Genomic DNA, 13,269 nt, shown 5'->3' with positions numbered 1-13,269 from the left:
TGTGTCATAAACCCATTTTTATGGTAGCCGCAGGCTTTAGCCTGCGTTTAACCTATTGATTTTATTGACACTCAGCGCAACCTAAAGGTTACGACTACCAATTATGACACAGCCTCAAACCGTCTATTTTTAGTTAAAAACGATGGGCGAAAAGTGTAAAACCAAGGAAACTCCACGCTTTAACACGCTTTAACACCTTGACCATTTAGAAAAAACATGCTAACAAAAGGTATCATAAATAACCGGAGGTTAAGATGTCAGAAAAGATTGTCGGAATAATAGGCGGGAGCGGGCTTTATGAAATGGAAGGTTTGAAAAATGTAAAAGAGGTTAAGGTGAAAACCCCTTTTGGCAACCCGTCAGATCCGTATATTATTGGGAAACTTGGCGATGTAAAGATGGTCTTTCTGCCACGACACGGCAGGGGGCACAAACTCCTCCCGTCTGAAATCAATTTCAGTGCAAATATATATGGCATGAAAAAACTCGGTGTAGAATGGCTCATCTCTGTATCTGCTGTAGGCAGCATGAGGGAGGATATAAAACCCGGGCATATCGTTATACCTGACCAGTTTTTTGATAGGACAAAGGGGAGGGCAAATACATTTTTCGGCAACGGAATTGTAGGGCATGTGGAGTTCGCAGAACCTGTATGCCATGATTTAAGCAGCACCTTGTTTGATGTATGCAAGGATTTAAATATAACTGCACACAAGGGCGGGACATACATCTGCATTGAAGGCCCGCAGTTCTCAACAAGGGCAGAGTCAACGATATACAGAAAATGGGGTGTTGATGTTATCGGCATGACGAATATCCCTGAGGCAAAACTTGCAAGGGAGGCAGAGATCTGTTATGCGACCCTTGCCCTTTCAACAGATTATGACTGCTGGCATGAGACAGAAGGGTCTGTTACAGTAGAGATGGTTTTAGAAACAATTAAAAATAATGTGGCAAATGCAAAGGCAATAATTAAAAATGCTGTTTTGAAGATAGATTCTGTAAGGAAGTGTAAATGCGCCAGTGCAATGAAGTTTGCAATTGTAACAGATAAAAAGGCAATCCCTGCAAAGACAAAGAGAGATTTAAAACCCATTATAGGAAAATATCTATTATGAATGGTTTTTTCGTGATGAGATTCACCTCTTTTCAATAAGATTTAGTTTTTCTTTTGCTGAAAGGAATTCGTTAGATTCTGATGGGAGGTATAGAATAGCCTTTTTATAATACTGTAGTGCCTTCACTTTTTCACCTTTCTGTTCATAAACTTTAGCCAGATTATATGCAGCGATGCCTATCCCTCTCTTATGACGGGTAGTATAAAGTGGAAAGACCTGTAGTGCCTTTTCTCTTATCTCTACTGCCTTATTTAACTCCTCTTTTTCTTCATAACCACTAGCAACGGCATCAAAAGGGTCAAGGTTCAGGGAAAGGAGATATTTAGTATCTCTGTCATTAGAAGGATTATATAGTTTTATAATCTTTAGTCCTGTATCTATAACCTTTTCTTTATAACCCATTTTATTTTTTAGATACAAATTCAGAAGAATGGCATGCAGCGGAATAGAATCATAAAAAGACCTTGCTAGAATCTCTACCCTTTCAATTGCTATTGGAAGTGTATATGTGCCGCCTAGGTATCTTCTTACCTCTTCCTCTGCCTCCTTTACTATGGTTTCCCTTTGAAGCAGGAGTATTGTTTCTTTGGATATATTCTCCAGTTTTTCTGGAACCTCCTCTTCCTTATCCCCGTAAATACTATAAACCCGTATGACATTTTTATCACTATCAGAAAGGTAGGCATCTATCTTCCACTTTGTATTAAACCATGAGATGCTCCCGTATATCGTGTAATCAGCGCCAGTTCTAAAAACTATCTCTTCCACAACCTTTGGTTCAACATCCCATACAATCCTTCCCCTTTTCTCTATGCCTCTCTGTTCAGTCCAGAGAAAATTGGGTTCAATTGCCATTATATTTCTTCTTATAATCTCCAGAGGAACCACATCTATAAAATCGGTTTTAGACAGTTCAGCCATGAACACGGATGCTATTTTTATATTGATGGATGATGATGTAATGTCATTAAATGGAAGGACTGCGACCCTAACCCTTTTTGTATCAGAGGTAAGGGCGTGAGAAGACAGGCAACTTATAAATAAAAGGGGTAAAAGTAGGGCGGTTCCTACAATTTTCTTCGGCATAAAGAGGCTCCGCATTATTGTAGAAAAAAATCAGGGGCGAAGGCTTTTTAAATATTTTTCTCTGCAGGCATTGCTGCAAAAATAATGGATATTACTGCCATCTTTGACCCTTAAGGCAGAATCCTTTGGAAAATAGGTGTTGCATATCCTATCCAGTACCATCTCGCTGTCATCATCTGGCTGGATTGCATTATCACTTGGTTTTGGTGTCTCTTTTTTAGGGAAAAAGTAAGCCCTGATTACACTGTAAATGAGTAATCCCAGAATGAAATATAATATAAGACGCATACAGGTTATTCAATCCTTATAACTTTTTTTCTATCTTCCAATTCCTGATTTAACTCTCTAATGTTTTTTTTAATGACTGGATGTATGTGTAGAGGGTCTGTCTCCATGAGAGGAACCAGAACAAAAGCCCTCTTGTGCAGGTGCGGATGTGGTATGGTCAAAATTGTCTCTCCGATTACTGCATTGTCAAAGAAAAGGATGTCTATGTCAATAACACGCGGCAGACCTTTTGCAAATTCCTCTCTTCCTAAATCCCTTTCAATCTGCTGCAAATGCCTTAAAAGTTGAAATGCATGTAAAGAAGTTTTTATCTTTACAACACAATTTGTAAACCATTCCTGCTCAATATCACCCCATGGTTCGGTAGAATAAAAAGAGGAAACCCTTATTACCTCCATTTCCTCGTGTCCTGCAATAGATTTAATAGTATTCTGACAGTTTTTAACGCTGTCACCGATGTTTGAACCTATGCTTAAAAAGGCAGTGTGCATCATACAGTGAACAGTGAACAGTGAACAGTGAACAGTTTTTACTGCTTACTGCTCACCGCTTACTGCTTACTGTTTCTAAAACTCCAGATCCACCTCTTTCATTCTCCTTTTCATCTCTTCTATGACCCTTCTTTCATCTTCTTCATTCTTTGCAATGAAGGTGGCTGAAAATCTTAAATAATGTCCTACATCATTCCATGGAACGGTTGATATAAGTTTTTCTGTGATAAGATACTCGGATGCATCTTCAGCACTTTTAAATCTCCTGTTTTTTCTGATACCTCTGGGTGATTTCACATAAAGATAAAAAGAACCCTTTGGCATCTTAGCGTCAAAACCAACAGAGTTCAGCGCCTCTACGAGCATCTCTAATCTCACCTTGTATCTATGTGCTATCTTCTCTGTTATTTCAGGATGCTCAAGGGCATATATACCCGCCTTTTGTATGGCTATAAACTGCCCTGAATCATAATTATCCTTAATATGACCGAATGCGCTTATAATATTTTCACTGCCAACAACAAAGGCAAGACGCCAGCCGGTCATATTAAATGCCTTTGAAAACGAATGGATTTCAATCCCTACATCCTTTGCGCCTGCCACAGACAAAAAACTCAAAGGCTTGCCGTCAAAGTTTAATGCTGCATAGGCAGCATCATGGACAACAACTATATTATTCTCTTTTGCAAATGCAACAACTTCTTCAAAAAACTCCTTTGTTGCCGCAGCACCTGTTGGGTTGTTTGGGTAGTTTATGTATAAAAGTTTTGCATTCTTCAGGGCAGAAGGTTTTATACCCTTAAGCACAGGTAGAAAATTATTCTCCTCCGTTAAAGGGAGGGCAATAACCCTTCCGCCATACCACTTTGTATGTGTTGCAAGGATTGGGTAACCTGGTACGGTTACAAGGGCAGCATCCCCCTGATTTATAAATGCAGATGGGAGCATTGCCAGCGCTGGTTTACTCCCTATGGAATGCAGCACCTCTGTTTGAGGATTAATATCATGCACTCCATAGACATTTTCCATATATTTTACAGCAGCATCCTTCAATTCCTGTATGCCGTTATCAGCATATCCCCGGTTTTCAGGTTTTGCACATTCAATCTTCAGCGCCTCAACTACCATAGGAAATGCCATCTTATCCGGCTCACCTACACCAAAATCAAGGAGTTCTGTATTTGGATGGTTCTTGCGGGCAAGCGCCTTTGCCCTTTTGATTTTTTCAAACTTATAGATCTTTGTCTCTTTGCCAAAATTACTTCCGCCGATTCTTTCGGCAAAGAGATTTTGAATGTAACTGTCTGCCACTTAAATACCTCCTTTAAAATTAACTTGTAGTTGCCCAATTTATTGGGTGTATTTAAAAACGCCGATAAATCGGCTATACTACTCACTGCTCACTGTATTTACAAGACTCCCTATCCCCTCAATCCTTACCTCAATCTTATCCCCTGTTTTCATCTTTCCAACGCCTGACGGGGTGCCTGTTGCAATCACATCTCCGGGGAGAAGTGTCATAACACAAGATACAAAACTAAGTAAATGATAAACATCAAAAATCATATCGCTTGTGGATGTGTCCTGCCTCTTTTCCTCATTCAAAAATGTCTCAATGCGGCAATCTAAAGGGTTTAAGTCCGTTTCTATCCATGGTCCAATAGGCGCAAATGTGTCAAAGCCCTTTGCCCTTGTAAATTGTATATCCTTACCCTGCAAATCCCTTGCTGTAACATCATTTATGCAGGTATAACCAAGTATATACTCTTTTGCATCTTCCTTTTTTACCATGTGCGCCTTTTTGCGGATAATAACTGCAAGTTCCCCTTCGTAATCAACGCGATGGGACATATGCGCTGGATATACAATCTCATCTCCTGTTCCAATCACAGCAGTTGACGGCTTTAAAAAAAGCATTGGTTCTTCTGGCAGGGATTTGTTAAATTCAGCAGCATGCGCCTTGTAATTCAAGCCTATTGCCACAATCTTTGAAGGCTCGCAAGGCGCAAGGAGTTTGACATCTTTGAGTTTACTGATAATAGCAGTTTTTTTAAAACTGCCAAAGATACTGCCTTCTATCTCAATGACATTTTCGCCTTCAACAATGCCGTATCTTATTAAATCATCTTTTAAAAATCGTGCAAGTTTCAAAAATCAACTCCTTTCGCAAACATCATCTTTTAACAGGTTGTTGAAAAAGCCGTCATTGCTAGAAACGATAGCGACTTAGTAGATTGTTTCTATGATAGCAAAGATTGAAAGACAAGAAAATATCCATTAAAGTGGTGCTTGATTTTAAAAACTTTAAACTCATCAAAAACCTTTTTGCCAAATACATGCCTTGCTTTACCAATTATATCATTTTCATCTTTATCAGAATGGCAAGGCAAAACAAGATTTAATGTGTCATCACAAATTTCAGGATATTTTTTAGGATTCAAAATATTCCCTTCGGCTTTAACCTCTGTCATAACCCTGAATCTTAATTTGACAGATGCCTTTTCAACATTCCTGACCTTGCTAAAATTCTCCTGCCTTGAAAAGATTGAAAGAAGAGATTTTTTTAAATCATCAGAAATTTCCATTTTGCTCTCTTTTAACCGCTCTTCTAAAACCTGTGAAAAAGACTGGTTTATTAAACTATCCACACCTATGGTCTCAAAGAAACTTCCATATACCAAACAAACCTTAGTATGCCCTTTCTTTCTGCCCCTCACCAGATAAAATACATCTCTAACAGGCAGAGAGTAAATATCATCCCCAGCCTTTTCCATCTGCTGCTTAATAATACTGCTGTCGCTTGTTATTATTTGTGATATTTCTTTTTTCCGTGTAGGTATCGTTGAATTAAATGAAGAGACCGTATAGGAATCGCTGTCTTTTAGTTCAATGAGTTCGCCGCCGGTAAATCTCTCTTTTGTTTTATTGACCCTGATTGCCATATCAGGAAATTGACCTTCGTTTCTGCAAGACAATAATCCAGTATCATATGGAAACTCACTTAGTTTCTCAACCTCGTTTAAAAGGTGTTTTTTTGCAGCAAGTGATTTTAAAAAATGATATATAGAATACATTTTTACTCTACCTGAATAAATAGGCTTGTTTATTTTTCCTAACATTCAAACTACCTTTGATATCCATCTCCCATATCTGTCCTAAATTCTCTGTGTATCTATAGTCCCTGTAATATTTCTGGATATCATCTGCCTCTCTAATATCTTCCAGCCTATCTTCAATACACCTTGTATTTTTTTTATCAACCTCTATTCCAATTGAATTTCTTTTGAGTTGTTCTGCAGTAACCAGTGTCGTTCCTGTACCCGCAAATGGGTCTAAAACAGTATCTCCTATATTTGTTGAGGAAAGGATAATCCTTAACAAAAGCGCTAACGGGGCTTGCTGTTTATGAAATCTTTCACCCTGTTCCCCTCTTAATGCTTCATCCCCTGCAAAATAACCTGATGTAAGTTCTCTTATATCATCCCAGACATCTGTCGCATACATGCCGTTTTCCCGTTCAAATTTATATTCGGAAGGCAAAGGAGGATTGATGCGAAGTCTGTTAAAGACTCTGGGTTTTTTGCCCTTTATTGCAAAGGCAATAACCTGATAATGCTTGCCGAATTTATTACTGCACGGGACTGCTGAACTCTTCTTTTTCCATATTATCAAGTTTTGTAAATTCCATCCTGATTTTCTCAAGGCTTCTAATACATATTCTGCGTTTTTTTCCCTCTGCATAAAATATATTGCTCCGCCTTGAGAGGTGAGTTCATATATATTTGAGCATATATCCTGCATCCAGTGCCAATAAACTTCATCAGGAAGGTTGTCATTATGCTCTGCATAGTCTTTGCCCTGATTAAACGGAGGGTCAAGAAATATCAGGTCAATGCCTTTATAAAAGTCAACCTTCTTGAACTTTTTATAATCAAGTTCCTTTTTGCAATCGCCATGTATTATTTTATAAGCCATAGTTTTCTATAATCTATTTTCAGCGTGAACCTTTCTCCACCATTGCCTTTATCTTCAGCCGCAAGGCATTCAATTTTATAAACCCCTCTGCATCCTTCTGGTCATAAACAACATCCTCTTCAAATGTTGCAAAGTCAGGATGATATAAAGTTTTTTTAGATTTCCTGCCAACAACATCGCAATTGCCTTTGTAAAGTTTTATCCTTGCTGTGCCTGTCACATTTTTTGCAGCCTCATCAACCAATTTTTGAAGGAGTTCTCTTTCAGGCGAATACCAGTAGCCGTAATAAACAAGTTCAGCATATCTTGAAATCATGCTGTCCCTAATGTGCATTACCTCTCTATCCATTGTTATTGATTCAACAGCCCTTCTTGCTGCATGGAGGATTGTTCCGCCCGGTGTTTCATAAACACCCCTTGACTTCATGCCAACATATCTGTTTTCAATCATGTCAATCCTTCCAATGCCGTTCTCGCCGCCAATTTTATTTAATAACGCTAACAACTTTGCAGGCGATAATCTCTTGCCGTCAACCTTAACTGGATTGCCGTTTTCAAAATCTATCTCAACATATCTTGGTTTGTTGGATGCCTTTTCAGGCGATAAAGTTAAAACAAACATATCCTCCGGCGGCTCAGCCCAAGGGTCTTCAAGTATCCCGCCTTCAAAACTTATGTGAAACAGATTTCTGTCGCTGCTATAAGGCTTTGCCTTTGTCGCAGTAACAGGTATGCTGTGTTTTTCTGCATAATCAATCAAATCAGTCCTTGATTTCATTTTCCATTCGCGCCAAGGCGCAATGACCTTTATATGCGGGTCTATTGCATAATAAGTAAGTTCAAACCTAACTTGGTCATTGCCCTTGCCTGTTGAGCCGTGACAAACTGCATCTGCCTTTTCCTTTTTTGCAATATCCATCTGCGCCTTTGCAATGAGGGGACGGGCTATTGATGTCCCAAGCAAATATCTGCCTTCATAAACAGCGCCAGCCCGAAGCATTGGAAATATGAAGTCCCGGACAAACTCTTCTTTCAAATCCTTTATATAAATCTTTTTTGCGCCTGTTTTTAATGCCTTTTGTTTTAAAGGCGAAAGTTCCTCGCCCTGCCCCAGATCAGCGGCAAATGCAATCACATCGCATCCATAATTTTCAACAAGCCATTTTATTATTACAGATGTGTCAAGTCCGCCGGAGTAGGCAAGGACAACCTTTTTTATTTTAGACATTTAGTCCTCCTAATAGATGATTACGCAGATTTTTAAAAACGATTACACCGATTAAAAACTACTATTTTGCCTTAATCTGTGTAATCAGCCTTTATAATCGGTGTAATCTTTACATAGCATCTCCTGAATAGGAAAAATTTCTCAATGCTCAATTGAGAACAAACTTGAAATTAAAAAAATATAACAGATTGGCGGACAAAGGGCAAGATTTTTGACAATACTGCCTTTCTTGCCTTGCTTTTTGATGTGATTTGTAATACCTTTTTCATACCGGCTCCTTTCTTGTTGTTTGTTTTTTTAGCTAAATTACTTCACCATTTTAGGAGCCGCTACCTTAAATTTCAACTAAATTTAGCATAGATTCAATTGAGATTGCTGCATAAATAAAGGCAGATAATAATTTATCTCCTGCTGATAGTTGGATTATCGCTAGTGCTGTAGATAGGATTTTTCATGACGGAAAATAGACTCAATAAAAATGTAACCAGAGGATATGGACTTCTGGGAAAATTACTTGCACACCAGAGAAGTAATCTGGCAAATAGACTTATACCGCCATCTACCAGAAATGGGCGGATATTAGACATTGGCTGTGGTTTTTATCCGCTTTTTTTATTATCTACTGAATTTAGTGAAAAATATGGATTTGATAAGGTTAAAAACATGAATGACTATAAAAGTTTCAATGATAACAACAATTACTTTTATTAACCATGATATTGAAAAAGAAGATGTTTTGCCTTTTCAAGATGAATACTTTGATGTTGTAACTATGCTTGCTGTGTTTGAACATATTGAGTTTGATAAATTGGTTAGAACCATAAAGGAAATTTATAGGATTTTAAAAAAAGGTGGAATTTATATAATGACAACACCTGCAGCATGGACTGATGGACTCTTGAGATTTATGGCAAAATTAAGGCTTGTGAGTTCTGCTGAAATTGATGAACACAAGTGGGCATATAGTCTTTCAAGGATTGCCCATGTTATTCAGGAGGGAAATTTTTTAAAAGAAAATTTACAACTGGGATATTTTGAGATGTTTATGAATCTATGGGCAATGGCAAGAAAGTAGAATTGTCAGGCTGCCCCCTTTTCTCCATTTCTTATGCCAAACAGAAACGGCAATTTTATTAAACTTGTTGGATTTTCTATCATATTGCTCACCATCATTATCCTCACAAGATTAACAGGTCTGGATAGGTATCTTGATAAGGATTTATTTCAGACAGGGGTAAAGGGGTTTGGCATGTGGGGCCCCCTAGTTTACATCCTGATTTATTCCATCACACCAAGTCTTTTTCTCCCGGGGATCCCTGTTACTATTGCAGGTGGGTTGGCATTCGGTCCATTTTACGGGACAATATATGCTATAATTGGCGCTACCATTGGTGCTTCCATTGCATTCCTCATTGCCCGATATTTTGCCAGAGGTTTTGTTGAAAATCTCCTGAAAGGCAGGTTTAAAACCATAGATGAAGAGGTGGAAAAAAAAGGCTGGCTCTTTGTGGCAATAACACGGCTCATACCTGTATTCCCTTTTAATCTTTTAAACTATGCCTTTGGACTCACAAAGATAAGGTTCAGCCATTATGTTATTGCATCCTTTATCTTTATGCTCCCCGCAACTGCCGCATATGTCGTATTTTCTAGTTCTATATTTGATGTCTTAAAGGGCAAGGTCTCTCGTGAAATGGTAATAGGCATTATCTTGATAACCGTTATATCCATTATCCCTGTTTTATATAAAAGGCGAAAACATGGAAAGATTTGACATTATAATTATTGGTGGAGGACCAGCAGGACTTGTTACTGCCAGCGGTGCAGCGCAGTTAGGCGCTAAAGTGGCGATTATTGAAAAGTCGTCCCTTGGAGGGGACTGCCTGCATTATGGCTGTGTGCCGACAAAGAGGCTTGTTCATTCAGCAAAGGTCGCATATACAATGAAACGCGCAGGAGAATTTGGATTGGAAGGCAGTCCTTTGACTGTTAATTTCAGCAAGGTTATGCAGGGCATGAGGCACATACAGGAAGAAATCGGAAAACATGATGACCCTGAAAGGTTCCGCAAGATGGGTATTAATGTTATTTTCGGCAAAGGGAGATTCACAGACAGCCGCACATTTGAAATAAATAGAGAAAAACTTTATGGGAAAAACTTCCTTATTGCAACAGGCTCAAGACCTGTGATGCTGCCTATCCCGGGGCTTAACGATACAGGGGGGATCAATAATGAAACAGCCATTTGCATGGATAAGTTGCCTGCATCTATTGCAATATTGGGCGGCGGCCCAATAGGCATGGAGTTCGCACAGGTGTTTTCAAGGCTCGGCGCAAAGGCAATAGTTATAGAAACAATGGGGCAGATACTTCCGCGTGAAGATAAAGAAATATCAGACGAACTAAAAAAGATTTTACATGATGAGGGTATTGAAATCCATACATGCACAGAGGTTACAGGTGTCAATAAGGATGACAGTAAAAAGGTTTTACAGGTATGTTGTTCTGAAGGTGAGAGTAGGTTTACAGTTGATGAGATTATGATTACTGTGGGCAGGGCGCCGAATGTAGAGGGATTGGGACTTGATGCTGCGGGTGTTCAATATAACAATAAAGGCATCCCTGTAGATGCTATGATGCGGACAAATGTAAGGCATATCTTTGCCTGCGGTGATGTTACAGGGAGATTTGCATTTACCCATACGGCAGAATATCAGGCAGGTATTGTAATCAGCAATGCCCTTTTCCCTTTCATTAAGAGAAAGGCTGATTACAGGGTTGTGCCGTGGGTTACATACACTGACCCTGAACTTGCCCGTGTTGGTCTTACAGAGGATGAGGCAAATAAAAAATATGGATGCAGGAATGTCAATATCTTCCGTTTCTATTTCAAGGATGTTGACAGGGCAGTAATTGAAGGGCAAGGCAGTGGCATGATAAAATTGGTCTGTGATAAAAAGAACCGCATACTTGGGGCACATATACTCGGTCCAAAAGCAGGGGAACTTCTGCATGAGTATGTCCTTGCAATGAAGGCGAATATCCCTATTACAAAAATATCCCAGACCATCCATGCCTATCCGACCCTTTCACAGTCTGTAAAAAGGGCATGCGACCAATATTACAAAGAGAAATTATTCAAAGGATGGTTTCCGAAGGCCGCAAAATGGCTGATAAAGACAAAGAGGTTTTTTTAGAAATGAAAAGAGTTTCTCTATACAGGAGGTAAATCCTATGCCTGAAAAAATAAAAAATTATATCAACGGCAAGTGGCAGGATTCTTTATCAGGCAAAACATTAGAAAGTATAAATCCTGCAAATACAAGGGATATTGTTGGCATTGTTCCTCGTTCCAATAAAGAAGATATTGAACAGGCTGTTAAATCAGCAAGAGATGCTTTTAAAAAATGGCGGCTTGTGCCTGCGCCGAAAAGGGGCGAGATAATATTTAAGGCAGCAGAACTCTTATTAAAACACAAACAAGAACTCGGCGAAATTGTTACCCGCGAGATGGGTAAGGTGCTTCCTGAAGGGCTTGGCGATGTTCAGGAGGCAATTGACATGGCTTACTATATGGCAGGTGAGGGCAGGAGATTGCAGGGTGAAACCGTGCCATCAGAACTGCCGAATAAAGACTGCAAATCCATCCGTGTGCCGATAGGCGTGTTTGCACTTATTGCACCTTGGAACTTCCCTGTTGCCATACCTGCATGGAAAATCTTTCCTGCCCTTATAAGCGGAAATACGGTTGTATTTAAGCCTTCAAGTTACACGTCTGTATGTGCTGCAAGATTTGTTGAGATACTCGCTCAGTCAGGAATCCCGAAAGGGGTTTTAAACCTTGTACACGGCACAGGCGAAGAGGTTGGAGAACCACTTGCAGTTCATCCATTGATAGACGGTGTTTCATTTACAGGCTCAACAGATGTGGGTGAAAAACTTGCAAGGATGTGCAGTGTCTCTGATAAAGAAATATCCTGTGAGATGGGAGGCAAGAATATAATAATTGTAATGGATGATGCAAAACTGGATTTGGCAGTTGAAGGTGCTATATGGGGAGGGTTCGGCACAACAGGACAGAGATGCACTGCTGCAAGCAGGGTTGTTGTTCATGAAAAGGTCTATGATAAATTTTTAGATATGTTCAAAAATGCTGCGTCCATGCTTTGTCTTGGGCATGGTTTGGACAGGGCAACTGATGTTGGACCAGTTATAAATGAATCACAGATGAAAAAGGTGATGGACTATATTGAGATTGGCAAAAAAGAAGGTGCAAAGATTGAAATAGGTGGAGAGGTGTATAGGGAAGGCAAGTGTGCAAACGGATATTTTATAAAGCCGACAATCTTTGCTGATGTCCATCCAAAGATGCGCATTGCGCAGGAGGAAATCTTTGGTCCTGTTGTATCCGTGATAAAGGCAAAGGATTTGACTGATGCTATAGACATTGCAAATGATGTTAAGTACGGGCTTTCATCCAGTATTTATTCGCAAGATATAAATAACACTGCCGTAGCAGAGAGGGATTTGGACACAGGGCTTGTTTATATAAACGCATCAACAATAGGCGCAGAGATACAACTGCCGTTCGGGGGCACAAAAAAGAGCGGACTGGGACACAGGGAGGCAGGGGGCAGGGGCGGGGCGCTGGATATGTTCACCAAGTGGAAGGTAATATACAGGGATTATAGCAGCAGACTCCAGAAGGCACAGATAGACAAGTAAAGGAGCATGAAACATTCATACCAGATGGTATTTTCAAGACAAAATCTTGTTGGTGCCTCCTCCTCCTCCTGCCCTTTTTAAAAAATGCCTCAAAATCCCTCTTGTCAGAGTTTACTAATTTTCCAAATCGGAATTTGAGGTTTTTTCATTGGGTATTTTTTCAGTTGACAACAAGATATTTCATGTGATAGCGATTATACATTTTATTAACTGGAAACTCGTTTCGGAGAGATTATGATAGAGTTAAATATGACTTTACTAATGCAGGTGATAGGTTTTTTTGTCTTGCTTTTTGTCCTTAATGGACTTTTATACAAACCGGTTTTAAACATCCTGAAACAGAGAGATGAAAAGATTG

Annotated in this window: 14 protein-coding genes and 1 pseudogene (1 of these 15 running past the window's edge); 7 read left to right on the top strand and 8 right to left on the bottom strand. The window is 39.4% G+C overall.

Annotated features, from left to right (window positions below):
- The first annotated feature begins 254 nt into the window (after nucleotides 1-254).
- Nucleotides 255-1,118: an S-methyl-5'-thioadenosine phosphorylase gene (mtnP, locus tag HZC45_01190; protein MBI5681780.1), complete on the top strand. Its 864-nt coding sequence runs from the start codon at nucleotides 255-257 to the stop codon at nucleotides 1,116-1,118.
- 21 nt (nucleotides 1,119-1,139) lie between these two features.
- On the opposite strand, the gene HZC45_01185 is transcribed toward mtnP, so the two are convergent.
- From HZC45_01185 to HZC45_01150, 8 genes are all read right to left on the bottom strand, one after another.
- Nucleotides 1,140-2,204, bottom strand: a complete 1,065-nt coding sequence (locus tag HZC45_01185; protein ID MBI5681779.1) for a tetratricopeptide repeat protein — start codon at nucleotides 2,202-2,204, stop codon at nucleotides 1,140-1,142.
- Nucleotides 2,205-2,234: 30 nt separating this feature from the next.
- Nucleotides 2,235-2,492 (bottom strand): hypothetical protein, encoded by a 258-nt coding sequence (locus HZC45_01180; GenBank protein ID MBI5681778.1) that lies wholly within the window; start codon nucleotides 2,490-2,492, stop codon nucleotides 2,235-2,237.
- Nucleotides 2,493-2,497: 5 nt separating this feature from the next.
- Nucleotides 2,498-2,986 (bottom strand): 2-amino-4-hydroxy-6-hydroxymethyldihydropteridine diphosphokinase, encoded by a 489-nt coding sequence (folK, locus tag HZC45_01175; GenBank protein ID MBI5681777.1) that lies wholly within the window; start codon nucleotides 2,984-2,986, stop codon nucleotides 2,498-2,500.
- Between the two features lie 72 nt (nucleotides 2,987-3,058).
- Nucleotides 3,059-4,294, bottom strand: coding sequence for an LL-diaminopimelate aminotransferase (locus tag HZC45_01170; protein MBI5681776.1), 1,236 nt, complete (start codon nucleotides 4,292-4,294; stop codon nucleotides 3,059-3,061).
- A 78-nt stretch (nucleotides 4,295-4,372) separates the two neighbouring features.
- Nucleotides 4,373-5,134, bottom strand: a complete 762-nt coding sequence (locus HZC45_01165; GenBank protein MBI5681775.1) for a fumarylacetoacetate hydrolase family protein — start codon at nucleotides 5,132-5,134, stop codon at nucleotides 4,373-4,375.
- Nucleotides 5,135-5,223: 89 nt separating this feature from the next.
- On the bottom strand, nucleotides 5,224-6,057 hold the full coding sequence (locus HZC45_01160; GenBank protein ID MBI5681774.1) for a hypothetical protein: 834 nt from the start codon (nucleotides 6,055-6,057) through the stop codon (nucleotides 5,224-5,226).
- 7 nt (nucleotides 6,058-6,064) lie between these two features.
- Nucleotides 6,065-6,958, bottom strand: coding sequence for a site-specific DNA-methyltransferase (locus tag HZC45_01155; protein ID MBI5681773.1), 894 nt, complete (start codon nucleotides 6,956-6,958; stop codon nucleotides 6,065-6,067).
- A gap of 19 nt (nucleotides 6,959-6,977) precedes the next feature.
- On the bottom strand, nucleotides 6,978-8,186 hold the full coding sequence (locus HZC45_01150) for an argininosuccinate synthase (protein MBI5681772.1): 1,209 nt from the start codon (nucleotides 8,184-8,186) through the stop codon (nucleotides 6,978-6,980).
- Nucleotides 8,187-8,639: 453 nt separating this feature from the next.
- On the opposite strand from HZC45_01150, the gene HZC45_01145 reads away from it, so the two are divergent.
- The 6 genes and pseudogenes from HZC45_01145 to HZC45_01120 all read left to right on the top strand — a co-directional run.
- Nucleotides 8,640-8,897, top strand: coding sequence for a hypothetical protein (locus HZC45_01145; protein ID MBI5681771.1), 258 nt, complete (start codon nucleotides 8,640-8,642; stop codon nucleotides 8,895-8,897).
- Nucleotides 8,872-9,261, top strand: a complete 390-nt coding sequence (locus HZC45_01140; GenBank protein MBI5681770.1) for a class I SAM-dependent methyltransferase — start codon at nucleotides 8,872-8,874, stop codon at nucleotides 9,259-9,261. The genes HZC45_01145 and HZC45_01140 overlap by 26 nt, the downstream gene beginning before the upstream one ends.
- A gap of 33 nt (nucleotides 9,262-9,294) precedes the next feature.
- Entirely contained in the window at nucleotides 9,295-9,960 is a 666-nt protein-coding gene (locus HZC45_01135; protein MBI5681769.1) for a TVP38/TMEM64 family protein, read from the top strand.
- The gene (gene lpdA, locus HZC45_01130) at nucleotides 9,947-11,383 is read left to right on the top strand and encodes a dihydrolipoyl dehydrogenase (GenBank protein MBI5681768.1); all 1,437 of its coding nucleotides are present in this window, start codon (nucleotides 9,947-9,949) and stop codon (nucleotides 11,381-11,383) included. Before HZC45_01135 ends, lpdA begins: the two co-directional genes overlap by 14 nt.
- A 37-nt stretch (nucleotides 11,384-11,420) precedes the next feature.
- Nucleotides 11,421-12,911, top strand: coding sequence for an aldehyde dehydrogenase family protein (locus tag HZC45_01125; GenBank protein ID MBI5681767.1), 1,491 nt, complete (start codon nucleotides 11,421-11,423; stop codon nucleotides 12,909-12,911).
- Between the two features lie 234 nt (nucleotides 12,912-13,145).
- A pseudogene (locus HZC45_01120) lies at nucleotides 13,146-13,269 on the top strand (ATP synthase F0 subunit B); it runs 320 nt beyond the window's last position.

The organism is Deltaproteobacteria bacterium (genome assembly GCA_016223005.1).
In the GTDB taxonomy this organism is placed as follows: Bacteria; Desulfobacterota; GWC2-55-46; order UBA9637; family GWC2-42-11; genus JACRPW01.
This window is presented reverse-complemented; position numbering and strand designations above follow the sequence as displayed.

Coding starts and splice junctions, on each gene's coding strand:
- HZC45_01160 (MBI5681774.1), bottom strand. CDS start 6,057: ATGTATTCTATATATCATTTTTTAAAATCACTTGCTGCAAAAAAACAC.
- HZC45_01145 (MBI5681771.1), top strand. CDS start 8,640: ATGACGGAAAATAGACTCAATAAAAATGTAACCAGAGGATATGGACTT.
- HZC45_01155 (MBI5681773.1), bottom strand. CDS start 6,958: ATGGCTTATAAAATAATACATGGCGATTGCAAAAAGGAACTTGATTAT.
- lpdA (MBI5681768.1), top strand. CDS start 9,947: ATGGAAAGATTTGACATTATAATTATTGGTGGAGGACCAGCAGGACTT.
- HZC45_01180 (MBI5681778.1), bottom strand. CDS start 2,492: ATGCGTCTTATATTATATTTCATTCTGGGATTACTCATTTACAGTGTA.
- HZC45_01150 (MBI5681772.1), bottom strand. CDS start 8,186: ATGTCTAAAATAAAAAAGGTTGTCCTTGCCTACTCCGGCGGACTTGAC.
- HZC45_01185 (MBI5681779.1), bottom strand. CDS start 2,204: ATGCCGAAGAAAATTGTAGGAACCGCCCTACTTTTACCCCTTTTATTT.
- folK (MBI5681777.1), bottom strand. CDS start 2,986: ATGATGCACACTGCCTTTTTAAGCATAGGTTCAAACATCGGTGACAGC.
- HZC45_01140 (MBI5681770.1), top strand. CDS start 8,872: ATGATAACAACAATTACTTTTATTAACCATGATATTGAAAAAGAAGAT.
- HZC45_01135 (MBI5681769.1), top strand. CDS start 9,295: ATGCCAAACAGAAACGGCAATTTTATTAAACTTGTTGGATTTTCTATC.
- mtnP (MBI5681780.1), top strand. CDS start 255: ATGTCAGAAAAGATTGTCGGAATAATAGGCGGGAGCGGGCTTTATGAA.
- HZC45_01125 (MBI5681767.1), top strand. CDS start 11,421: ATGCCTGAAAAAATAAAAAATTATATCAACGGCAAGTGGCAGGATTCT.